We start from the raw sequence: 23831 nt of genomic DNA on the forward strand, positions 1-23831 counted from the left end.
CCCCCCCCACTACCGGTCAGTGGGCTGACGTACGTCAGCTGCTGCACCATTCGCACTCAGAAATATCGATGTCGTTGGAGCGCACGTAATAGGTCGTCTTGAGCCCTTCGCGCCAGGCACTCATGTGCAGCGCGAGCAGGGTGCTGGCGCGGATGGTGCTGGGCACGTAGAGGTTGAAGCTGATCGACTGGTCCACGTGGCGCTGGCGGCGGGCGTTCTGGCGGATGCTGGCGAACTGGTCCACCCGGTACGCACCCTTTTCATAGTAAGGGTAGGTCTCCAGCGACAGTCCCGGTGCGGCGACCGGACGGCGGAAATCCTTTTTTTCTTCGTAGTAGAAGGCGCCGTAGACCGGATCGATCGAGGCCGTGGAGCCGGCGATCTGTGCGGTGCTCATGTTCGGTGCCACCGCCATCAGACAGCCGTTGCGCAGTCCGTTGACGCCCACCTGCGCCGCCAGTTCCCGCCAGGCCGGGCTGTCATAGCCACGGGCGCGGAAGTACTCACCGTTCTGCCAGTCGCTGCCGACGAAGGCGCTGTAGCGGCCCTTTTCCTTGGCCAACGTCATGCTGGCCTGGATGGTCAGGTAGTTGATGCGCTCGTAGAGGCTGTCGGCGTAGTCCTCGGCCTGGGCGGAGTTCCATTCGATCTGCTGCAGGGCCAGCAGGTGATGCCAGCCGAACGTGCCCAGCCCGATCGCGCGGTACTTGCGGTTGGTGATGGTCGCCTGCGGCACCGGCAGCTGGTTGAGGTCGATCACGTTGTCCAGCATCCGCACCTGGATCGGCACCAGCCGCTCCAGTACATCGCTGCTCAGCAGGTCCGGGGCGGCCGTCACCGCGCGGCCGAGGTTGATCGAAGACAGGTTGCACACCACGAAATCGCCGGCCTGTTTGGTCGTCACGATCTGGTCGCCGCTGATCATCTCCTGGATCATGCGGGTGGGGCTCATGTTCTGCAGGATCTCCGTGCACAGGTTGCTGGAGTAGATGCTGCCGGCATGCTTGTTCGGGTTCATCCGGTTCACTTCGTCCCGGTAGAACATGAAGGGGTTGCCGGTCTCCAGCTGGCTGACCATGATCCGCTTGAACAGCTCGATGGCCTTGATGGTGCGCCGGCTGATGCGCTCGTCGGCCACGACCTCCTCGTACTTCGCGCGGAAGCTGCCCTGGCCGCGCTGCTCATCGTGGAAGTCCTGCAGGTACCAGCCCTTGATCCGGTTGACCTCATACGGGTCGAACAGGTACCAGTCGCCGCGCCGTTCCACCGCTTCCATGAACAGGTCCGGCAGGCACACCGAGGTGAACACATCGTGCGCGCGCAGGCGCTGGTCGCCGTTGTTCAGGCGCAGATCGAGGAAGGCCTCGATGTCGCGATGCCAGACATCCAGATACACCGCGATCGCGCCCTTGCGCTGGCCCAGCTGATCCACGCTGACGGCCGTGTTGTTGAGCTGCTTGATCCACGGCACCACGCCGCCGGAGGAATTGGCCACGCCGCGGATCGAGGAACCGGCCGAGCGGACATAGCCCAGATAGGCGCCCACGCCGCCGCCGTGCTTGGAGACGCGCGCGACATCGGTGTTGGAGTCGTAGATGCCCTGCAGGCTGTCGTCCACCGTGTCGATGAAGCACGACGACAGCTGGCCGCCCACCTTGCCGGCATTGGCCAGCGTAGGCGTCGCCACGGTCATGTACAGGTTCGACAGCGCCCAGTACGCCTCACGTACCAGCAGCATGCGCCGCCGCCGTGAACGCTCGCCGTGCTCGTGTTCGTGCTGCATCAGGTACAGCGCAATGGTCAGCCAGCGCTCCTGCGGCAACTCGTAGACGGCGCGCGAGTGATCGGTGGCGAGGTAGCGGGTGGCCAGCAGGTACAGGCCGTTGTAGGCGAACAAGGTATCGCGCTCGGGCTCGATCATCTGCCCGGCTTCCTCCAGTTCGTCCTTGGAATAGGCCTTGAGGATGTCGATCGAATATACGTTGCGGTCGGCCAGGCTCTCCTGCAGCCCCACATACGAGCCGTACTTCAGCGTGGCATCGTAGAACCGGTTCTTGCTGGCGCGCTTGTACAGGCGGCGCAGATACAGGCGGGCGGCGAAGTGCTCCCAGTCCGGCGCGGTCAGGTCGATGCGCGATTCCGCCTCGCGGATCAGCAGGTCCACCATCTCATCGGCGCTGAGCTGCTGGCGACGTGCGATCTGCCCCAGCACGCTGCGCAGGTAATCGGCCACGTCCAGCTGCGGGAACTCGCCATGCACGCTGTGCACGGTGCGCTCCAGCCGCGCCTGGTCGAACGGCATGCGTCGGTTGCCGCCCTCCTTGGTGATCCACAGCGTGTCACTGCCGGCGGCCGCATCAACGGGGGTGTCCGTGGGCGGGGTGAGGGTCGAAGCGACGGTGTCGTCGGTGTTCATGCGTTCTCCATGCATGGCGCAGAGCCCAGCAGGCGGCGCGGCAGAGCCGTGCGGCAGCCGGACAGAAGGCGTGATTGGTGGGCAGGCCCTGCGTGTGCAGGAACACGTCGCCGCAGGCTCACATCGGTGGCGACGGGCCATGCTTCCAGGCGCCGGTCAGGTGGGCGCAACGGGGCGTTGAGCAGCAACGCGGCGTTGCGACGATGCACCGGGCCTGGCGGAAGCGGGGAGCCGATGGACACAACATAGTGGGGTAGAGGTGACTCGTCAACCGAATATGTAGTGCTTTTTTGTCGCAGGGGGGGGTCGCCTGCGCACCTGAACATGCGATACAGATTGCACTATCAAACGCAAATGCGAGCCGTTATCATTTGATGGATCACAGGGCGGTGATGCGTTCGCAACCGGATGGCGGAACCGCGCGCGCGTCGGCGCACCGCGTGGTTCAACTTCTTATTGGCTGTGGTGTTCAATGTCTTCACGTCCTGTCGTTTCCGGTTTGCCCGCCCTCGTTTCCGCCGCGCTGCTCGGCACCATGGCGATGATGGCGTTCGTATCCGTGATCGGCCCGGTGGTGCGGGTGTTGGGCCTGGCCGAGTGGCATGCCGGCCTGTCGGTCACTGCGGCCGGTGTGTTGTGGATGCTGTCGGCGCGCCGCTGGGGCGCACTCAGCGATCGCATCGGGCGCAAGCGCGTGCTGCTGATCGCACTGGCCGCCTACGCGGTGATCTACGTGGCGCTGGCGGTGTTCGTGGATGTGGCGCTGACCTCGCCGCCGGCGGTCTGGCTCTCCGTGCTGGTCCTGGTCGGCACGCGTGCCCTGGTCGGGCTGTTCTACGCCGCCGTGCCGCCGACTGCCGCGGCCATCATCGCCGACCAGGCCGCCCCGGGGCAGCGCGGCAGCGTGATGGCCAAGCTTGGCACCGCCAATGCGCTGGGCATGGTGTTGGGCCCGGCCGCCGCCGGTTGGATCGCCTACCAGAATCTCTCGCTTACCTTGTATGTGGCCGCGTTGTTGCCGTTGTTGTCGCTGCTGATGATCTGGTGGCGCCTGCCGAACACGCCGCCCGTCGCGCCGACGCACACCGGCCGCAAACCAACGCTCGGCCTGGGCGATGCGCGCCTACGCCTGCCGTTGCTGGCGGTGTTCGCCGCGATGATTTCGGTCACCATCGCGCAGGTGACGGTCGGCTTCTTCGCGATTGATCGCCTGCAGCTCGCCCCGGCAGACGGCGCACGCATGGCCGGGCTGGCGCTGACCGCCGTCGGTGTCGGCCTGATCTTCGCGCAGGGCCTGGTGATGAAGCTCAAGGACATCCGCCCGACGCGCTGGATCCTGGTCGGGGCGCTGATCTCCGGGCTGGGCTTTGCGTCGGTCGCGCTGGTCAGCGTGCCGTGGCAGTTGCTGGCCAGTTATGCGATCGCCGCGTTCGGCATGGGTTTCGTCTTCCCCAATTTCCAGGCGCTGGCGGCCGATTCGGTGGAGGCGCACGAGCAGGGCGCTGCCGCAGGTACGGTGGCATCGGTGCAGGGCATGGGCATGGTGGTCGGGCCGATGATCGGCACACTGTTGTATCGGTGGTCGCCGAGCGCGCCGTACCTGCTGGTGGGCGTGGTGCTGCTGGTCCTGGCGGTCTCTGCCGCCCTGCATCGTGCGCGGGGTGCGGCATGAACGAGATGCTCGCCACGGGTGTGACCGATGAGATGACCGACACCGCCACCGCTGATGCGGCCGAGGCCCCGTATTTCCTGCTGCGCAGCCCGCAGCTGGCGATGGAAGCGCACGGTGTGCGTGCACGGCTGCCGGCCGGTGCCACCGCCACCTTGGCCGAGCGCGTTGCCGCGTTCTTCGCCGCGCCGCGCTCCGGCCCGCGGCTGCTGGTGGGGGCGGTACCGTTTGATCCCGAGCAGGGCGATGCGCTCTACCAGCCGGATCAGGTGTCTGGCCAGCCCACGGTGGTCCGCGTGGAAACGCCGACTCTCGTTGGCGATGTGCTCGCCGAACCATCTGCCGATGCGTATGCACAGGCGGTGGCGGCTGCAGTCACGGAACTGCAGCGCACTGACAGCCCGTTGGAGAAAGCCGTGCTCGCACGCAGCCTGCGCGTCACCACCGCGCAGCCGCTGCATCCGCGCGTGCTGGCCGCGCGCCTGGGTAAAGACCCCAGTGTGGCGACCTACGTGGTGCCGGTGCCCGCAGCAAGTGCGGGCGACGCGGCCTGGCTGGTCGGCGCCACCCCGGAGCTGCTGGTCTCCAGGCGCGGTGACCGTGTGCTCTCCCATCCACTGGCCGGCTCAGCCCGCCGTTCGGCCGATCCGGCCGAGGATGCACGCGCTGCGGAAACGCTGCTGGCATCGGCCAAGGATCACGACGAGCACCGCCACGTGGTCGAGGCCATCGTGGCCGCCCTTGCACCGTTGTGCCATCACGTGGAAGCGCAGCCGCGCCCGACACTGCACGCCACGGCCACCATGTGGCACCTGGGCACGCGCATCCACGGCACGCTGAAGGATCCTTCGGTGTCCTCGGCCGCGTTGGTTGCACTGCTGCATCCCACGCCCGCGGTGTGCGGCACGCCGCGCCAGCAGGCGCTCGAACTGATCCGTCAGGCCGAACCGGTCGCACGGGGCTTCTATGCCGGCGCCGTCGGCTGGACCGATGCGCAGGGCGATGGCGACTGGTATGTGGCGATCCGCTGCGCACGCGTGCAGGGCACCGAAGTGCGCCTGTATGCCGGTGCCGGCATCGTCGCCGAATCCCAACCCGATCTCGAGGTAGCCGAAACGGCTGCCAAGTTCATGGCCCTGCTGACCGCGCTCGGCGTCCATGACGTTCGTCCTTTCTGATGTGCGGGAGCTGTCCATGAACGCATCCTTCTCTTCCTCCCGGGTGCCGCTGCGCCAGGTCTGGCCGCCGGCCCTGGTCGCGCGCTATCGCGCGGCCGGCCATTGGCGCGGCGAGACCTTTCCGGGCTTCCTGCGCGAGCGTGCCGAGCGCTTCGCCGGTGATATCGCGGTGGTCGGCGGTGATACGCGCCTCACCTATGCCCAACTGTGGCAGGAGGCTGGCCGCATCGGCGCTGGCCTGCTCGCGCAGGGCTTGATCCCGGGTGACCGGGTGGTGGTGCAGCTTGGCAACGTGGCGGAATTCGTGACCGTGGTCTGCGGGTTGTTCCGCGCTGGTTTGATTCCCGTGTATGCACTGCCCGCGCACCGTATCACCGAGCTTGCGCATTTCGCGCGCAAGGCCGAGGCCAATGCCTATATCGCCGCCGCCAGTTACGAGGGGTTCGATTACCGCACCCTTGCGCGCGAACTGCAGGCGCAGGTGCCCGAGGTGCAACACGTCATCATCGCCGGTGACGCGGCCGGGTTCACCGCGCTGGCATCGCTGGCAGGCGATCTTGATCAGCTGCCCGCCGATCCTGACCCGCAATCGGTTGCGTTCCTGCAGATCTCCGGGGGCAGCACCGGCCTGTCCAAGCTGATCCCGCGCACGCACGACGACTACCTGTATTCCTTCCGCGCCAGCAACGCGATCTGCGGCATCACCCAGGATAGCGTTTATCTGGTTGCGCTGCCGGCCGCGCACAACTTCCCGATGAGCTCGCCGGGGTTCTTCGGCACGCTGTACGCCGGTGGCCGCGTGGTGCTGAGCCCGGGCGCGGGCCCGGAGACCGCGTTCGGCCTGATCGCGCGCGAGCGGGCCACCTGTGTCGGCCTGGTGCCGCCGTTGGCGCTGCTGTGGGCACAGGCCGCCGCAACCACCACGCAGGATCTCTCCAGCCTGCAGGTGGTGCAGGTTGGCGGCGCCAAGCTGGTGCCGGAAGCGGCGCGCCGGGTGATCGCCGGGCTGGGCTGCACCCTGCAGCAGGTCTTCGGCATGGCCGAGGGCCTGGTCAACTACACCCGCCTGCACGACAGCGAGGAGCTCATCGTTTCCACCCAGGGCCGCCCGATCAGCGAAGACGATGAGGTGCTGGTGGTCGACGACCAGGGCAACCCGGTCGCGGACGGTGAGACCGGGCATCTGCTTACCCGCGGCCCGTACACCATCCGCTGCTATCACAACGATCCCGCCGCCAACGCGCGCGCCTTCACCGAGGATGGTTTCTACCGCACCGGCGACAGGGTGCAGCGCCTGCCCGGTGGCTATCTGGTGGTGCAGGGCAGGGCCACCGATCACATCAACCGTGCCGGCGAGAAGATCTCCGCCGAAGAGATCGAAGACCATCTGCTGGCGCACCCGAGCGTGTTCGATGCGGCGGTGGTCTCCATTCCCGATGCCTACCTTGGTGAACGCAGCTGCGCCTTCATCATTGCCCAGGGCGAGCCGACCAAGGCCGCCAGCCTCAAGGCCTGGGTGCGCAGCCGTGGCCTGGCCGCGTTCAAAGTGCCGGACCAGATCGTGTTCGTCGATGCCTTCGGCACCACCGCGGTCGGCAAGATCAGCCGCCGCGAGCTGCGTGCCCAGCTGCGCGAACGTTTCATGCAACAGACAGGAGAACCGCGCTGATGGCGCTGCCAACGATCCAACCGTACCCACTGCCGACCCTGGCCGAACTGCCCACCCCGCGCGGCGCGTGGCAGCCGCAGACCGAGCGCCTGGCGCTGCTGGTGCATGACATGCAGCGTTACTTCCTGGCCGCGTTCGCGCCGGATGCCGCGCCGCTGGCGCCGGCCGTGGCCAACATCGCCCGCCTGCTCGCGCATTGCCGCGCCCGTGGCATCCCGGTGTTCTACACCGCCCAGCGGGGCAACCAGGATCGCCGCGACCGGGGCCTGCAGGCTGATCTGTGGGGCCCGGGCATGTCCGCCACCGAGGAACACGAAGCCATCATCGAAGCCGTCGCCCCGGCGGCGGGCGATCATGTGCTGGTCAAGCACCGCTACAGCGCGTTCCAGCGCAGCAATCTGGAGACGATGATGCGCGCCCGTGGCCGCGACCAGCTGCTGGTCACCGGCGTGTACGCGCACATCGGCTGCACCGCCACGGTCGCCGAGGGCTTCCAGCGTGACATCGAGAGCTTCATCGCCGCCGATGCGGTCGCCGATTTCTCGCGTGCCGATCATGACCTCGCGCTGCACTGGATCGCCCGTACCTGTGGCGTGCCGATGACCACCGATCACCTGCTGGAGACCCTCGCATGACCGCACTCACCCTGGCGCGGATGCGCGCCGATGTCGCCGAGATGCTCGGCGAAGCGCCCGAGGACATCAGCACCGAGGAGAACCTGATGGACCTCGGCCTGGATTCGATGCGTGTACTGGGGCTGGTGTTGGCCTGGGGCAACACCGGCATCGCGCTGGAGTTCAGCCACCTGGCCGAGCACGCCACCCTGAGCGGTTGGTGGACCGTGGTGCAGCGCCTGCAGGCACAGGCGGCGGCCAGCGCATGAAGGCCCGTGCGGTGCCGGGTGCGGCCGAGCCTATCGTTCGTGGGCTGAGCGAGGCGCAGGCTGGCCTGTGGTACGCGCAGCGCCTGGCGCCGGACAACCCGGCCTTCAACACCGCCCATGCGGTATGGATCGAAGGGGCGCTGGACGTTGCGGCCTTCGTGCGCGCTGCCGACCAAGCCGCACACGAATCCGACGCGCTGGCGTTGCGCATCGCCGAAGACGCGCAGGGCCTTCCCGAACAGTGGGTGGACCCGCAGCACACGCCCACGCTGCAGGTGGTGGATCTCTCCGGCGATCCAGACCCGGCAGCCGCTGCCCGTGAGGCGATGCAGCGCGACCGCATCAACCCGGTCGATCCCGCCCGCGACCGGCTCAGCCAGCAGCGCCTGTTCCTGCTGGGCCCGGCACGCAGCGTCTGGTATCTGCGCGTGCACCACCTTGCCACCGATGGCTACGGCATGGGCCTGCTCACCGAACGGGTCTGTGCGCTGTATGCAGGCGACACACCGCAGGCCGCGCTGGCGCCACTGGCCCCCGCGCTGGATGAAGACACCGCGTACCGTGCCAGCGAGCGCCGCATGCGCGATGCCGCCTACTGGCGCGAGCTCATGGCCGACGCGCCGGCCGCCACTGGGCTGCAGGCCGGCCTTGCCGCCGCCGCACCGGATGCACTGCGCCACGTACAGTCGATTGCGCCGGCCCTGCGCGAGCGCCTGCACCGTGCCGCCGCCGCGATCGGCCAGCCCTGGCCGGACCTGTTGACCGCGCTCGGCGCCGAATACTGCCGCCGGATCAGCGGCGAAGCGGAGGCCGTGATCGGCGTGCCGTTCATGGGGCGGCTCGGCAGCGTTTCCGCCCGTGTGCCGGCGATGGTGATGAACGTGTTGCCGCTGCGGGTCACGGCCGGTGAGGGCAGCGTCGATGCCTTTGCGCGTGAGGTCGCCCTGCGCCTGATGCGCGGCCGCCGCCACGGGCGTTACCGCGGCGAGCAGCTGCGGCGTGACCTGGGCCTGATCGGTGGCCAGCGGCGCCTGCATGGCCCGCTGGTCAACGTGCAGCCGTTCTATCGGCCGCTGCAGCTGGCCGGCGTCCATGCCACGCTGGAGGTGCTGTCCACCGGTCCCGTCGATGATGTGACGCTTGGCTTCCGTGGCGATGGCACGGCCGTGCTCGATCTGGAGATCGAGGCCAATCCCACGCTGTATACCCTCGCGCAGGTGCAGGCGCACGCCGCACGGCTGCTGCATTTCGTGTCGGCCGCGCTGGAGGTGCAGGCCGCCGGCGGCGACATTGCAGCGGTGCCGTTGTGCACGCCAGAAGAAACGCAGCGCTATCTATATGACATCAACGCTACCGCGCACCCCGTGCCCGAGGTCAGCCTCGCCGCACTGATCACCGAATGCATGCAACGTACGCCCGAGGCTGTCGCTGTGGTCTTCGGCGAGCAGCAACTTACCTACGCTGCGCTGGAGCAGCGCAGCCGTGCCTTGGCGCTGCAACTGCAGGCCCAAGGCGTCGGCCGCGAGGCGAGGGTGGTGATCGCGCTGCCGCGCTCGCTGGAGCTGATCATCGCCCTGGTCGCGGTGCTGCGCGCCGGCGGTGCCTATCTGCCGGTCGATCTGGCCCACCCGGATGAGCGCCTCGCCCGGATCCTGCGCTCGGCGCAGCCGGTCTGCGTGCTGGCCCAGGGGCAGGATCGCGAGCGCTTCCCGGGCACGCCGGTGCTGGTGCCCGCGCAGTGGCACACCCACAGCGACGCCGCCCTGACCGCCGCACCGGCGCCGGCAGACGCGGCCTACGTCATTTACACCTCCGGCTCCACCGGCGAGCCCAAGGGCGTGTTGATCGAGCACCGCGCCATCGTCAACCGCCTGGCGTGGATGCGCGAGCACTATGCCTTCCAGCCGGACGACCGCATCCTGCAGAAGACGCCGGCCACCTTCGATGTCTCGGTATGGGAGTTCTTCCTGCCGCTGATCAGCGGGGCGACACTGGTGGTCGCGCCGCCCGAGGCGCATCGCGATCCCCTGGCGCTGGCCGCATTGATTCGCGAGCACGCCATCACCACCCTGCATTTCGTGCCGGCGATGCTGGCCGCGTTCCTGGCTACGCCGGCCGCGCGCGGGCTGCAGCTGCGGCGGGTGTTCACCAGTGGCGAAGCGCTGGATGCCGCGTTGCGCGACCGCTTCCATGCCACCGTCCAGGCCGAACTGCACAATCTCTATGGCCCCACCGAAGCCGCCGTGGATGTCAGCTTCTGGCCGGCCAGCCGGGATGACACCGCCGCGCCGGTACCGATCGGCCATCCGGTCTGGAATACCCGCCTGTATGTGCTCGATACCCGGATGCAGCCGCTGCCGCCCGGCGTGGCCGGTGATCTGTATCTCGGCGGCGTGCAGCTGGCCCGCGGCTATCTCGGCCGCGACGACCTCACCGCCGAGCGCTTCCTGGCCGATCCGTTCGTGCCCGGGGGGCGGCTGTACCGTACCGGCGATGTAGCGCGCTGGCGCGAGGACGGGGCCGTGGAGTACCTCGGCCGCAATGACCACCAGATCAAGCTGCGTGGCCTGCGCATCGAACTCGGCGAGATCGATGCGGCGCTGCGCTCGGCACCCGGCGTCACCCGCGCCGAGGTGCTGCTGCGCGAGGACCGCCCGGGCGAGCCGCGGCTGGTGGCCTACCTCAATGCCGGTGGCCCGGATCAGGAAACGCTGCGCACGCATCTGGCCGCTCGCCTGCCGGACTACATGGTGCCCAGCGCCGTCGTGGCGTTGGAGCAGTGGCCGGTCACCGCCAACGGCAAGCTGGATCGTGCAGCGTTGCCGGCGCCCACCCAGGCAGTCTCCACGGGCATGGCGCCGGTGACCGCCACCGAGCAGGCGCTGGCCACGCTGTTCGCGCAGACGCTCTCACTCAGTACACCGGTCAGTGCCGATGCGGATTTCTTCGCGCTGGGCGGTGACTCGCTCAGTGCTGTGCACCTGCTGCTGGCCATCCAGCAGCGATGGCGTTGCGATCTCGGTCTGGGTGCGGTATTCGCCGCCCCGACCGTGGCCGGACTCGCCGCGCGCATCGATGCACCGCCGGCGGCCACCGATCATGGCCTCGCGCCGATGATCCGGCTGGCCAGTGGCGATGCTGCGCTCGCGCCGTTGTATGTCATCCATCCCGCAGGCGGCATCGCGTGGAACTATCGGGATCTCGCCCGGGCGCTGTCTCCCACGCGCGAGGTGCAGGGCCTGCAGTCGCCCGTGCTCGATCCCGACCAGCCGCTGCCCACCAGCATCGAGGCCCTTGCGGCGGACTATGCCGCACGCATTCTCGCGTTGGGTCGGCCCGGCCCGGTACATCTGCTGGGCTGGTCGGTCGGCGGCATCCTCGCCCAGGCGATGGCGGTGCACCTGCGCGGCCTCGGCCATGAGGTTGGCGTGCTGGCGCTGCTCGACGCCTACCCCAGCGAGTGCTGGCGGGCCGAGCCCGAGCCGGACCCGATCGCCGCACTGCGCGCCTTGCTCGCCATCGCCGGCCACGATCCGGATGCGCACCCCGAGCTGGACACCCGCGCGCGCATCCTGGCCTTCCTGCGCCGCGGCGACAGCGCGCTGGGCAACCTGCCGGATGTCGTCCTCGATGGCGTGGTCCGGGCGGTCACCGGCACCAATCGCCTGATCCGCGCCCATCTCCACACGCACTACGATGGCCCGCTGCTGCACGTCCGTGCCGGCCGCGACCACCTCAACCGCCCGCAGCTGCAGTCGGCCCTGTGGCAGGCCCACGCAGCGCATGTGGAGGCGATTGAACTGCCTTGCCTGCACGCCGAACTCACCGGCCGCGATGCCGTGGCGCAGGTCGCGCCGTGGCTCGATGCGCACCTTCAACGGCACGACGCACACAGGACATCGGCATGAAACTCACCGGATTCGACGGCACCATCGCCCTGGTCACCGGCGCCAACGGCGGTATCGGCGCGGCCTTGGTCGAGCAACTGCGTGACAGCGGCTGCACCGTGATCGCCACCGATGTGGTCGCGCCGGTCATCGCCGTGGCGCCAGGGCAGGCAACGGTGCATGCCCGGGCATTGGATGTGACCGACGCGGCCGCCGTCGATGCGCTGGTGGCCTGGGCCGAGGCCGAGGTCGGCCCGATCGGCTTTGGCATCAATGTGGCCGGCGTACTGCAGACCGGCACCGTCGCCGAGACGGCCGATGCGCAATGGCGCCGGGTATTTGCGGTGAATGCGGATGGCGTCTTCCATGTCTCGCGTGCGTTGGCACGGGTAATGTCGCCGCGCCGCAAAGGGGCGATCGTCACGGTCAGCTCCAATGCCGCCGGCGTCCCGCGGCATGGCATGGCTGCCTATGCGGCCTCCAAGGCGGCCTCGACCATGTTCACCCGGTGCCTTGGGCTGGAGCTGGCGCCACTCGGCATCCGCTGCAATATCGTCGCGCCCGGTTCCACGCTGACCCCGATGCAGACCGGCATGTGGGCAGACGAACAAGGTGCCGCACAGGTCATCAAGGGAACTCCGGAGACATTCAAAGCCGGCATTCCCCTACAGAAACTCGCTCGCCCGGATGACATTGTTCATGCCGTCATGTTCCTCCTCTCAGATCAGGCCGGTCACATCGCCATGAGCGATCTGTATGTGGACGGCGGCGCCACCCTTCGCGGGTAAAGCGGGGCGTTACCAGAAGATGAAGGCGAACACGGCCGTTTGCCAACGGTCCGCACTTGCGTCAGCCATTGGCAGACGCGGGTAGCACTGCGTGGGCCCCAACTGGAACGCACGCCGCAAAATCACATTTATACAAGTTGATTCATAGTTTCGTACGCCGCTATCCGCCTAAGGTGCAGCAAGGTCGTGCGAGGGATGCAGGAATGGACTGAACAGTGACGCTGTTCACAACCTGCTGCCGGCCAGCCAACCGGTATTTGTGAATTGCATTCGTCATCGCGAGGTGCGGCGACGCTGTGCCTCGTATGCGTGCAACATTCATCCACGAGGCGCTGCATGAAACGCATTTTGATCGCGGACGACCATCCGGTCGTGCGAATTGGCATTCAATGTCTGATCGCCAAGCATGAAGGGCTATGCGTGGTCGGGGAAGCTGCCGATCCCGAGCAACTGGAAGCCCTGATTGCCAATACCCCCTGCGACCTTGTCATCACTGACCTGTCCATGCCGTTGAGCAGCCGGCCGGATGGCGTGCGCATGCTGGCAGGCATTCGTCGGGACCATCCTCACTTGCCTCTGCTTGTCGTAACGACCTTCAGCAACCTGCAGGTGCTGCGCGCTGTGGCCAAACTCGGCGTCGAGGGCATCCTGGAGAAATCCAGCGGTCTGCCGGTGCTGATCGATGCTGTGGAGCGCATTCTGAGCGGCGGTCACTACATGTCGGCCGAGCTTGCACACCGGCTGAAAACGAAGGCACACCGCGGCGGGCTCAGTGCGCGCGAAAGCGAGGTGCTGCGATTGCTGGCGCACGGGTTGGCCGTGAAGGAAATCGCGGATATCCACCGGCGCACGGTCAGCACCATCAGCCGTCAGAAAGGCGCAGCGATGCGTCGTCTGGGATTGCGTTCGGATTATGAGCTGCTCGATTACGCCAAGTCGGTCGGCCTCTCACCGGGGGGCAATTGATCGCTCGGCTCGCACCGCCCTGCGCATCGCGATCTGCCTCGCGCAGTGCGCGTACGCGTATCACATGCGCAGGCCATGTGCAGATCCGGAACCCATGCACGCAATGCGTTTTTATCAAGTTGTTGCATGGTGCACTGCAGCTTGCATCTCTAGTGTTGCGTCCTGTCTGCGAGGGCCGCACTGCGGTACCCCACGCCTCGCAGGCAGTCACTTCCACGTAGTACCACCCAAGGAACGAACGCAATGAACATGATCAAGAAGCTTTTCGTCGCTGCTGCATTGGCATCGGCCTCCATGTCCGCCCACGCCATCGAAGCCCACATCAAGGTCTGGGCCGACATCGATCCGACGCTGTCGCTGCTCAAGGCCGATGGCAGCGCACTGGATGACATGGTGGAAATGTCCTACCGCGCTGGTGCCGCCTCGGGCAGCTCGGCGGGTCTGTCGTCCTGGACGCAGATGGTCCGCATCTTCTCCAATGACACTGACAAGGACGTGCGTGTACGCGTGGCGTCGCTGCCGGTGCTGTCGCCGGAAATCGCCGGCCCGGGTGCCGTCGATGTGCCGCTGACCGTCAGCCTGAAGAACGTGGACCTGGCGGTGGCGGCCAAGCCGTTCACCAAGGATGAGATCTACGCCGGCGGCCTGCCGGGTGCGTCGATCGAAATGCCGCTGACCATCCGTCAGACCACGCCGGGCGCCATCGCTGCTGCCGGCAAGTACGTCGGCATCGTCAGCGTCATCCTCGAGCAGGCACCGTAACCAGCCTCCATGCCGGTGGCCGCTGCATACGCAGCGGTCATCTGCAGGGCATCTCCCATGCGTAACCATTCCTTCCCTTTCTCGCGTCTCGCGGTTGCACTGGCGGCCGTGTTGGTCAGTGCGCCGTTGGCGGCTGCACCCGCACCTGCACCGGCTGGCTTTGAAGACCTGGTGGCGGGCCAGACCGAGCAGCTCGACATCCGGCTGATGGGCAAGTCTGCCGGTGTCTGGCCAGTATTCGTGACCCCTGAAGGGATCCGGCTGCTGGACCCTGCACAGGTGCTGGCCGCGTTGGACCTCAGCGCGCCGGCGCGTGCATCGCTTCTTTCCGCGCTGTCTTCCACCCTGCCGCGCAACAGCCACCTGGCCTGCCGCCATGGGGATGCCAGCCCGGGGTGCGGCTATCTGCCCGCGCCGGAACAACCTACCGATGCCGGCGTCATCTACGACGAAAGCGAAAGCGCGTTGAACCTGTTCGTGGCACGCCAGTGGCTGCCTGATGTCAGCCCCACGCGTGAACGCTTCCATCGGCCCACCGAACGTGCCGAAAACGCCTGGCTGCATCAGCAGAGCGTGAACCTCAGTGGTGGCAAACGCTACCAGAGCGTTTCCGCGCAGGGCAGCGGGCGGTTGGGCGTACTCAGCAACACGCACCTGGGGGTGGACTGGAACTACAACCGCCAACGCAACAGCGGCGGGTACAGCTACCAGGAGTTCACCGTCAGCGATGCCTACCTGCGCCATGACCTGGCGCGCCAATACTACGTACAGGCAGGTCGCATGGACCGACGCAATCTCTCCAGCACGCTGGGCGGCAACTTCGCCTTCAGCATGATGCCGCTGGACCGCTTTGAAGGCATCCGCTTCGGCACCACCCAGGCCTATGTGGACCAGGTGGCGGTGGGGCAGGGCAGCCCGCTCACCGTGCTGCTCAGTCGCAATGCCCGGGTGGACGCCTACGACGGCGAACGCCTGCTGCAGAGCTTCTACCTCGATACCGGCATCAACGATCTCGATACCACGCGCTTCCCCAACGGCAGCTACGTGGTCACCCTGCGCATCTTTGAAGACGGTGTGTATGTCCGCAGCGAAGAGGCGCCGTTCACCAAGTTTGGCACCAACTGGGACGACCAGAGCCTGCAGTGGTTCGTGCAGGGTGGGCGGCTGATCGCCCATGGCGATATGCATCATGATTCTGCGCTGCAGGCTGGCATGCGGATGCCGCTGCGCCGCGACCTGGCACTGACGCTGGGGGCAGCCACGGTGGACAACACCGCCTATGGCGAACTCCGCCTGGAAGGGCATCATGCCCTTGGCAAACACGAATTCAGCGGCAGCAGCGCTGTCCTGCACGGCGCCGATGGCAGCCGCGGGCTGCAGCAGCAGGCCAGCTACCGCAACCACATCTCGGCCAATGTATACCACCAGCGCATGCGCGGTGGCGCCTGCATGGGGCGCTACGTCACTGCCGAATCGATGGGCTGCCAGGATTCGCTCAGCGGCTCGATGTCCATGCCGCTGGCCAAGGGCAGCCTTTACCTCGGCTATACCCGCCGCACCACGTATTCCCCCCGGCGTGGCCAACAGCCGGATGCGCCGTGGCTGGATGACAACTGGTTTCCCGAGCCCGCGGCGCCGGTGTGGGAGCGCGAGCCCCAGGTCACCCGCACCCTGCAGGCCAGCTACAGCCGCAGCTACCTCTGGCGCAGCCTCAACATCACCACCCGGTATGGCCTCTTCGGCCAGACCAACCATTCCGATACGCGCTACAGCCGCGATCATGGCATGACCCTCAATATCGCCGTTTCGCGTATCACGCGCTCGCCCGTGGTGTCACGCCAGGACCGGGTTGCGGTGGATCTGCAACGCGGCCGGCAGGACCAGGCCGAGCTGGGCTACCGCATCGGCCAGACCCGGCGCTGGGAAACCGGCACCGGTTACCGCGAGCTGGGCGGCGAGTTCAGCGGCCGCAGCGATCACCGCCAGGGCATCGTGATCAGTGGGCGCCAGCAGGATACCTATGGCAACGGCAACGTCACCCTCTCGCAGTACCGCAGCAGCGGGCGCTCGGACACCTCCTACAGCGCCTCACACAGTTCTTCGTTCGCGTGGAGCCGCTCGGGCATTTTCTGGGGCCCGGACATGGGCGGTGGTGCCGGGCTGGCGATCAAGGTGGAGAGCCCCGAGGAGGTTGGTCTGCGCGGCGAAGCAGCCGAGGTGCGGCTGAGCGGCGCACGGCGCCAGCTGCTGCGCTTCGGTGAGCGCCGCCTGCTGCCGATCAGCAGCTACACCATGACCCGTGCCGAGGTGCAGGACGTGAGCGCCCACGACGTGGCTGCTACCGTCCGCGTGGAAGGCCAGGGCAACGGCACTGCGCTGTTCCTGCCGCCGGGCCGGCTGATGATGATGCCGATCGCATTGGACCTCACCTACACCTTCATCGGCAGCGCCCACGACGGCGACGGCCGGGCCCTGGAAGGCGCGCGCATCCTCAATGCGCCGCTGCCTTCGCTGGGCCGCGACGGCGGCTTCATCGCCGATTTCCCGCAGCGCGAGAAGACGCTGTATCTGCTGCAGTCCAACCGCCTGCTGGAATGCCCGCTGCAGGTACGCGAGCAGCGCAGCGTGGTGTTCCTGGTCGGCCAGGTGCGGTGCGAGCCACTGGCGGTGGAGCGCCTGCCGGCGCAGATCCAGCAGCAGGCCCGGGTGCAGCGGCTGCTGCACGAGCAGGCGCTGGTGGAGCAGGTGCCTTCTGTTGCGGGGGCGGGGCGATGAGTGCTGTAAGGAAAATGCGCTATCTGATCGTTGTCATGCTGTTGATTCACTTCGTTGGAGAGGCTCATGCCCAGCGGCCGCCGGTTACACATCCTGCGAGCGAGGCGCGCCGCATTGAGTTGAGCTTTGATCGGTCCTCAGCGCCCGGCGATCAGATCCTATGGGCAAGACGAACAGTTCTTGGTTACAGCACAGATCCATCTGACCGATATGGTGAGATCCATCTCACATGCCTTTCGAACTCCGATGCAGCAAATGGAAAATGCCCGACATCAGACACCAGCGAGACGGGACAGGGAACCAGCTCCATTCCTCTGCGCTTTGTTGAGCGCCGAAGCGGCTTGAGAACTGAGGTCGCCTTGACGGGCTGGCTCGAGCGCGCGGAGTCAGGGCGGACATGTAACGATGACTTCTGGCAGATTTACCACCGACCATTCTGGACGACGGAACGAAACGGCTGTTTTGACCCCGCGTCGGGGACTGGCGCCGCGCTAAGCCTGAACTCGGGTGAGCTTGAGAAACTCGTCGCAGGCCGTTGGGACGCGGAACTGGTACTGCATCTGCGTGCAGATCCAATGGGACCGGTCCTAGCTACATATACATTTACCTTCGATCTTCTGATCACGGATCACGACAGAGCCAACATCTACTTCCCAGCGTCAGACAACATCACCCCGCTGGTCAACCTCAACATCGCCTACCTTCCCGTGCCGTCGCCTCCGCACGTCGAGGGTGGCACTTCCCTGGACATGTGTCTCTACGACGGTCTCGGATCACAGATCCCTTACCTCGAAGTGACCATTCGCGACGACGGAAAAGACGCGCCAGGGCGAGCACCAGGCATGCACTCGGTCTGGCATCACGCCGGCGGGCGCGGCGATGACTCGCGGCTGGATTACAGCATCACGCTGGATTACGGCGGGGTGCCACTGAAGATGGACAACAACGTGACGCAGCGCTTGCTTGGCATCGATACCACGCAGCTGCGGCTGGTGGTGCTGCCGGGCATGAGCCAGCCCGTGTACTGCGTCCCGGCGCCGTTGAAGCTGACCGTGCCGCGCGTGCTGGCCTCCTCCAAGCTCGCCGGCTATTACGAAGGTCGCATGATCATCGAAATGGTCGTGCCGTCCTCCACGCCATGATCTTTCCAGACGAGACGTTGAAATGAACAGCATTGCCGCCCGCTTCGGGGCGTTCACCCTTCTGGTCCTAGGCGTTGTTGCAGCACCCGCTCCCGCGTACGCAAATCTCAGCGTTCATCCCATGCGCCTGGCGGTGCAGGACAAGCGCAGTGGGCAGATCCGCGTGTACTCGCAGACGCCCAAGGTGCAGTACGTACAGGTGAAGGTGCAGAAAGTGCTGAACCCGGCGACGCCGGAAGAGCGCCAGGTAGATATTTCACCTGGGGCGATGGAAGGCATTGCGGTCACGCCGGGCAAATTCGTGTTGGGCGGGGGCGGCAACCGCCTGGTGCGCGTCATCCCCCTGGCCGGCGTGACGGAGGAGACGGCCTACCGCGTGTACTTCGAGGGTGTCCGCCCGCCAAGCGAAACGAGTGCGGAAGAGGAGGCAGGCGAACCATCCGCCAACGTCGGCGTGAGCCTGGTGTGGGGCGCGCTGGTGCATCTGATCCCACCGCAGCCCGTACCGGACATGCGTGTTGAGGGCCAGAGCCTGCATAACACCGGCAACGTGCGCCTTGGCGTCACCCAGGTCAAGGCATGCGATGCGAGCAATACATGCACGGCGCACACCCTCGAGAAGAGCGTCTACCCGGGCGCCCGTATCGCACTCCCATTCGATCCCGCGGGGCAGCGCATCACCGTGACCTACCGCCTCAGCTACGCGGGCTATCGCGACCACGAGCGGGTGCTGGCGCCATGAGGCGACGCCCCGCCAGGTAACTCCGCCACTGCGCCGGTCCATGCGCAGTGGAATACCCCTATTGCAACGCGGCCCGCGAGGCCGCGGCGGGCAGCTGTTGCCCTCTGAACCCCCCACTGACCTGTTGGAGACCTTCTGTGAATCGTATCTATCGTTTGATCTGGAATACCGCGCTGAACTGCTGGATGGTGGCCAGCGAGCACACCAAGGGCCAAGGCAAGCGGGCCACGCGGACCGTAGTTGCCGTCAGCTTGGTGATGCTGAGCATGCCCGCATTGGCCGTGGAGAAGGAGGTTGACGAAGATGGGTACGAGGCGGTGCAGGAACTGCCCGCTGCACAGCCATGGCTACCCGGGCCGTATCCCTTTGCAACGGGCATGGACGCCAGGGCCGTCAGTACCTTGGCGGTGCGTAATCAGACGGCATTCGTCTCCGACGACAGCTATCGCAATGCGACCATCAGCGGCAACAATTCCATCATTCTTGGTTCGCGCTCGAGCATCAGCGGTGCCCACGGTGTGGCGTACGGCAACGTAGTCGAAGTCAACGGCAATATGGCATCGGCAGTTGGCGCCTACGCCAAGGCGCTGGCGAACGGTGCTACGGTATTCGGCGCGGGAGCGCAGGTCACGATGGCGGACGCCGTTGCCGTTGGCCGTGGCTCAGCAGCCACCGCATACGATGCTGTGGCCATCGGATTCATAGCAAAGGCGGGTGGGCAGGATTCCACGGCTGTGGGCAGAGGAGCCTCGTCCGCCGGCATGGCATCCATTGCACTGGGTGGCAACGCTGACGCGCCCGCGTCTCACTCTATTGCCATTGGCGGCAGTAGCACCGTCATCAGCAACTCAGCCGACGCCGTTGCACTGGGGTATGGCGCCAAAGTTGACATCAATGGCGCGGGCTCGCTGGCATTGGGCGCGCGTTCTGTAGCATCTGGCGGCAACGCGGTGGCGATTGGCCAGCGTGCATCGGTGACGACGCATGGCGGCGTAGGGGGAATCGCCATCGGTGCAGATGCAGCGGCCGGTGCGCCAGGCTACTCAGGTGCGATCGCAGTGGGCAGTTCGTCCAAGGCGACGTTCAACGGCGTAGCGCTTGGGCAGGCGGCTCAGGCAACAGCATCCAGCGCCGTCGCGCTCGGTCAAGGTTCCGTTGCCAACGTATCCGGAACAGTCTCGGTAGGTAACGCCACCACCAAGCGCAAAATCGTCAACGTGGCCGATGGCACGCTATCCGCCAGCAGCACGGATGCGGTGACGGGTAAACAGTTGTACAAAGCCACGCAGGACGTAGGTACAGCCATCAGCACGGCCAATACAGCCAAGTCTACGGCAGATGCGGCTGCCGCCCGCCTCAACGATACAAGGACGGCGATCGGCCGCACTGCCACCGCCGCGGGAACCAACGCTACTGCCGTGGGCCAGGGATCGGCTGCCAGCGGGTCTCACAGTCACGCCTTCGGCACCGGTGCCAAGGCTGCGGGGGACAATGCAGCGGCAGTGGGCACGCTGGCCTCGGCCGCATCCTATGACGCTATTGCCGTGGGTAACCGTGCGACGGTTGTGGCCGGTTCCGTGGGAGGCATGGCGCTGGGTGCGAATGCTGCAGTGAATGCCAATGCCGGCAAGGCGGTTGCGTTGGGAGCGAACTCGGTCGCCACCGAACTGGACGCTGTTTCCGTAGGCAATGCCACGCTGAAGCGGAAGATTGTGAACGTTGCCGATGGTGTGGTATCGGCCACCAGCACCGACGCCGTCACCGGCAAGCAGCTTTACGCAGTCAGAACCAGTCAGGAGGCCATCAGGGACACGGCGAACGCCGTTGCTGCCAAGCTCAACAGCGCAACGACGGCGCTGGGCCTTCGTGCCAATGCCGAGGGCGTCAATGCCACAGCGGTGGGCTATGAGAGCAACGCCTCAGGCAGCCACGGCACGGCGGTGGGCCGCAGTGCCGCGGCAACTGGCGAGTTCAGCATCGCGATGGGCTCCGGCAGCCAGGCGTCCAGGAAGAGCGCCGTTGCCGTGGGTAACGCTGCCGACGCATCGGGCGATTTCAGCGCCGCGATGGGCTACAAGGCCGGCGCCTCCGGTGGGTATAGCGCGGCCTTCGGCTACGAGGCCGCAGCAGCGGGCGCCAGCTCCGTCGCGCTGGGTTCGTTGGCCAAGTCGAATGCTACGCACTCCATCGCACTCGGAGACCGGGCGCAGGTTGATGCCACCGCCACCGAGGCCGTTGCACTGGGCCGCAACGCGTCAGTTTCCGCTGCTGCATCCGGTGCCGTGGCGCTGGGGCATGCCTCGGTTGCGACCGAGAAGGACACGATCTCTGTGGGCAGCGCAACGCTCAAGCGAAGGATCGTGAACGTTGCGAACGGCGCGGTGACCGCTGCAAGTACAGAGGCCGTCACCGGCGGCCAGCTGCACGCGACCGATCTGCGCGTGACAGCGGCGGACGATAAGGCAAAAGCAGCAGGCACCGCTGCAGCGACAGCGGATCAGACTGCCACTGCCGCGAAAGCCACTGCGGATGCGTCCAAAATAACCGCCGACGCCGTCACGGCCCGCTTGAACAATGCGCGCACCATCATCGGCCAAGGCGCGAGTGCGGTGGGTGTCAATGCCAACGCCATTGGTTACGACGCATCGGCAACCGGCTCGCACAGCAATGCCATGGGCCATGCAGCCTCCACAGCCGGCGCGAATGCGGTAGCCGTCGGCACCATGGCCGCAGCGGGCTCGGACGCCGCTGTTGCCGTGGGCAACCGCGCCGCCGTGGATGTAACCGCAGCCCGCGGCCTGGCCCTGGGCAACTCTGCGAAGGTCAACGCCAGTGCCACCGATGCCGTGGCGCTTGGCGCCGGCTCGGTTGCGTCTGTCAAGGAGACTGTCTCTGTCGGTAGCAGCGCGTTGCAGCGACGGATTGTCAACGTCGCCGACGGCACGCTTTCCAGCGCCAGCACGGATGCGGTGACCGGCAAGCAGCTGTTTGCCACCAATCAACGCGTTGACGTGCTGGGGGGGCTGGTGAACCAAGCTTCGCCCTCTGCGGCCATGCGGCTGGGTGCCGACAACAGCGGCACCACGCTGGATGTGCGCAACAAATCCAACGCCGGCCGTGTGATCACGGGCCTGGCTGATGGCGCCATCGGTGTGGGCAGCAAGGAGGCCGTGACCGGCGGGCAGCTGTTCCAGCAGCAACAGCTGGTCAGTACCAACACCCAGCGCATCGATGCCAACCTCGGGCGCATCAACAGCAATCAGACCGGTGTTGGTACAAATCGTGATGCGATTGCCGGCAACCGCAGCAACATTGGTGTCAACGGTGAGGCGATCGCCAAGTTGCGCAGCGAGTTCGATGCGTATGCGCCGGAGCTGGACGGAGTCGTCATGTTCAATGACGACCGCACACGCGTGGATATGGAGGGTGCGCGTGTCACTGGCGTGCTTGATGGGGAGATCAGTTCGGGAAGTAAGGATGCGGTGACGGGCGGGCAGCTTTTCAGCACTAACCGTCGAGTGGACGAGTTAGAGGCGCAGCGGCAGTACGTTGTCGTTAATACTGATGACCAAAGCGGACCCGCAGCCGCGGGAAAGCTGGCGATTGCAGTTGGTAGTGACACCGTTGCTAATGGCGATGGTTCTACGGCCATTGGCAGCTTCTCTAAAGCATTTGGAGCGAACTCTGTGGCCCTCGGGCGTGGGTCACTTGTCCGACCCGGCGCAGATGCCGCTTTTGCATTGGGCAGCAATAGCGAAGTTGTCGCTCGAGGGGGGCTCGCAGTTGGCGCTTACACTTCGGTCACCTCTGGGGCAACGGAGTCGATCGCCCTCGGTTATGGCTCGGTTGCTAATCAATCGAATCAGGTCTCAATAGGCAATGATTCACTGAAGCGAAGAATCTCTAATGTCGCCCGTGGCACGTCGAATTCTGACGCCGCCACGATTCAGCAACTAGGAGAGTCAGTTGCTTTGCTGGGCGGTGGCGCGACTATCGACTCTTCAGGCGGTGTCGTGAGTCCAAACTACGCGCTCAGCGTTGGCCAGTTTGGTAACGTGGGAGATGCCCTCAGCGCGTTAGATGCAACGTTGATCTCGGCCGCTGGCAAATTTGAACAGGTGGACAACCGCCTCAACCGCCTCTTCCAGGAAGAAGCCACCACCCGCACAGACGGCCCCGGTCGCCTCAGCCTGGGCGGCACGCACGGCATGGTCCTCGGCAACGTGGCCAACGGCATGATCGCCGCCGGCAGCCGCGATGCGGTCAACGGCGGGCAGCTCTATGAGGTGCGCAAGGACCTGCAGGGCCAGATCGATGGACTGGCGGAGCGGGGCGGTGAGAGTGTGGCCATCAGTGGCCGCATGGCCGCACCCGCGCCGATGTCCGCCGAGGCTGGTGGAGCCATGGTGGCCAATGCCGAAGTACCGGTAGCCGGCCCGACGCAGACGCCGGTGGCCAGTGAATCCACCACGCCCGAACCGGTGGTCAAAGCCGAGGGCGAGAACGCCGTGGCCGTGGGCAGCGAAGGCAAGGAGCGCAGTGTGCGGCACGTGGCCAAGGGCACGGCCGATACCGATGCGGTCAACGTGCAGCAGCTCAACGATGTGCTGGACCGTGCCAACGAGTACACCGATCTGGCCGTGGAAGGCCTGAACAAGCGGCTCGATGGCATGGACAAGCGCTTCAACCGCATGGCGGCAATGAGCAGTGCCCAGAGCGCGATGGCCATGAACACCGCCGGCCTGAATACCTACAACCGCCTTGGCGCGGGCGTGGGGCATTCCGATGGTGAATCGGCCTTGGCGGTGGGCTACCAGCGGGTGATGAACGAGCGCGGCTCGGCCACGTTCAGCCTCAATGGCGCGTTCACCAACAGCGGCGAGAAGACCGTCGGCGTGGGTGTGGGTATCGGCTGGTAAGCCAAGCACGCACACGCTTTGTTTGGAGGCCGCCC

At 66.2% G+C, this 23831-nt stretch carries 14 protein-coding genes; 13 read left to right on the forward strand and 1 reads right to left on the reverse strand.

Going from position 1 to position 23831, the window contains the following annotated elements:
• Nucleotides 1-34 precede the first annotated feature (34 nt).
• Nucleotides 35-2416: a ribonucleoside-diphosphate reductase subunit alpha gene (locus ACE026_RS01630; RefSeq protein ID WP_486037367.1), complete on the reverse strand. Its 2382-nt coding sequence runs from the start codon at nt 2414-2416 to the stop codon at nt 35-37.
• 472 nt (nt 2417-2888) lie between these two features.
• On the opposite strand from ACE026_RS01630, the gene ACE026_RS01635 reads away from it, so the two are divergent.
• From ACE026_RS01635 to ACE026_RS01695, 13 genes are all read left to right on the forward strand, one after another.
• On the forward strand, nt 2889-4088 hold the full coding sequence (locus ACE026_RS01635) for an MFS transporter (RefSeq protein WP_486037369.1): 1200 nt from the start codon (nt 2889-2891) through the stop codon (nt 4086-4088).
• Entirely contained in the window at nt 4085-5263 is a 1179-nt protein-coding gene (locus ACE026_RS01640; RefSeq protein ID WP_486037371.1) for an isochorismate synthase, read from the forward strand. Before ACE026_RS01635 ends, ACE026_RS01640 begins: the two co-directional genes overlap by 4 nt.
• Before the next feature lie 16 nt (nt 5264-5279).
• The gene (locus ACE026_RS01645) at nt 5280-6932 is read left to right on the forward strand and encodes a (2,3-dihydroxybenzoyl)adenylate synthase (RefSeq protein WP_486037373.1); all 1653 of its coding nucleotides are present in this window, start codon (nt 5280-5282) and stop codon (nt 6930-6932) included.
• The gene (locus ACE026_RS01650; protein WP_486037375.1) at nt 6932-7567 is read left to right on the forward strand and encodes an isochorismatase family protein; all 636 of its coding nucleotides are present in this window, start codon (nt 6932-6934) and stop codon (nt 7565-7567) included. The genes ACE026_RS01645 and ACE026_RS01650 overlap by 1 nt, the downstream gene beginning before the upstream one ends.
• Nucleotides 7564-7815, forward strand: a complete 252-nt coding sequence (locus ACE026_RS01655) for a phosphopantetheine-binding protein (RefSeq protein ID WP_486037377.1) — start codon at nt 7564-7566, stop codon at nt 7813-7815. Before ACE026_RS01650 ends, ACE026_RS01655 begins: the two co-directional genes overlap by 4 nt.
• Nucleotides 7812-11723 carry an amino acid adenylation domain-containing protein gene (locus tag ACE026_RS01660; RefSeq protein ID WP_486037379.1) on the forward strand — a complete coding sequence of 1304 codons (3912 nt, stop codon included), beginning with the start codon at nt 7812-7814 and terminating at the stop codon, nt 11721-11723. Before ACE026_RS01655 ends, ACE026_RS01660 begins: the two co-directional genes overlap by 4 nt.
• Entirely contained in the window at nt 11720-12490 is a 771-nt protein-coding gene (locus tag ACE026_RS01665) for a 2,3-dihydro-2,3-dihydroxybenzoate dehydrogenase (protein WP_486037381.1), read from the forward strand. Before ACE026_RS01660 ends, ACE026_RS01665 begins: the two co-directional genes overlap by 4 nt.
• A 336-nt stretch (nt 12491-12826) precedes the next feature.
• Nucleotides 12827-13456, forward strand: a complete 630-nt coding sequence (locus tag ACE026_RS01670; protein WP_486037383.1) for a response regulator — start codon at nt 12827-12829, stop codon at nt 13454-13456.
• 243 nt (nt 13457-13699) lie between these two features.
• Entirely contained in the window at nt 13700-14218 is a 519-nt protein-coding gene (locus tag ACE026_RS01675) for a CS1 type fimbrial major subunit (protein WP_486037385.1), read from the forward strand.
• Between the two features lie 57 nt (nt 14219-14275).
• On the forward strand, nt 14276-16993 hold the full coding sequence (locus ACE026_RS01680; protein WP_486037387.1) for a TcfC E-set like domain-containing protein: 2718 nt from the start codon (nt 14276-14278) through the stop codon (nt 16991-16993).
• Between the two features lie 14 nt (nt 16994-17007).
• Complete coding sequence (locus ACE026_RS01685; RefSeq protein WP_486037389.1) at nt 17008-18135, forward strand: CfaE/CblD family pilus tip adhesin; 1128 nt, start codon at nt 17008-17010, stop codon at nt 18133-18135.
• A 22-nt stretch (nt 18136-18157) separates the two neighbouring features.
• Nucleotides 18158-18877, forward strand: a complete 720-nt coding sequence (locus tag ACE026_RS01690; RefSeq protein WP_486037391.1) for a pilus assembly protein — start codon at nt 18158-18160, stop codon at nt 18875-18877.
• Nucleotides 18878-19014: 137 nt separating this feature from the next.
• Nucleotides 19015-23796 carry an ESPR-type extended signal peptide-containing protein gene (locus ACE026_RS01695; protein ID WP_486037393.1) on the forward strand — a complete coding sequence of 1594 codons (4782 nt, stop codon included), beginning with the start codon at nt 19015-19017 and terminating at the stop codon, nt 23794-23796.
• Nucleotides 23797-23831: the final 35 nt, after the last annotated feature.

The sequence above is a fragment of the Stenotrophomonas sp. AGC87 genome (assembly GCF_057333975.1).

What these genes read in the sequence shown, in the direction of transcription:
- ACE026_RS01665 (WP_486037381.1), top strand. Translation starts at nt 11,720, where the DNA reads ATGAAACTCACCGGATTCGACGGCACCATCGCCCTGGTCACCGGCGCC.
- ACE026_RS01630 (WP_486037367.1), bottom strand. Translation starts at nt 2,416, where the DNA reads ATGAACACCGACGACACCGTCGCTTCGACCCTCACCCCGCCCACGGAC.
- ACE026_RS01650 (WP_486037375.1), top strand. Translation starts at nt 6,932, where the DNA reads ATGGCGCTGCCAACGATCCAACCGTACCCACTGCCGACCCTGGCCGAA.
- ACE026_RS01635 (WP_486037369.1), top strand. Translation starts at nt 2,889, where the DNA reads ATGTCTTCACGTCCTGTCGTTTCCGGTTTGCCCGCCCTCGTTTCCGCC.
- ACE026_RS01685 (WP_486037389.1), top strand. Translation starts at nt 17,008, where the DNA reads ATGCGCTATCTGATCGTTGTCATGCTGTTGATTCACTTCGTTGGAGAG.
- ACE026_RS01675 (WP_486037385.1), top strand. Translation starts at nt 13,700, where the DNA reads ATGAACATGATCAAGAAGCTTTTCGTCGCTGCTGCATTGGCATCGGCC.
- ACE026_RS01660 (WP_486037379.1), top strand. Translation starts at nt 7,812, where the DNA reads ATGAAGGCCCGTGCGGTGCCGGGTGCGGCCGAGCCTATCGTTCGTGGG.
- ACE026_RS01670 (WP_486037383.1), top strand. Translation starts at nt 12,827, where the DNA reads ATGAAACGCATTTTGATCGCGGACGACCATCCGGTCGTGCGAATTGGC.
- ACE026_RS01680 (WP_486037387.1), top strand. Translation starts at nt 14,276, where the DNA reads ATGCGTAACCATTCCTTCCCTTTCTCGCGTCTCGCGGTTGCACTGGCG.
- ACE026_RS01655 (WP_486037377.1), top strand. Translation starts at nt 7,564, where the DNA reads ATGACCGCACTCACCCTGGCGCGGATGCGCGCCGATGTCGCCGAGATG.
- ACE026_RS01690 (WP_486037391.1), top strand. Translation starts at nt 18,158, where the DNA reads ATGAACAGCATTGCCGCCCGCTTCGGGGCGTTCACCCTTCTGGTCCTA.
- ACE026_RS01640 (WP_486037371.1), top strand. Translation starts at nt 4,085, where the DNA reads ATGAACGAGATGCTCGCCACGGGTGTGACCGATGAGATGACCGACACC.
- ACE026_RS01645 (WP_486037373.1), top strand. Translation starts at nt 5,280, where the DNA reads ATGAACGCATCCTTCTCTTCCTCCCGGGTGCCGCTGCGCCAGGTCTGG.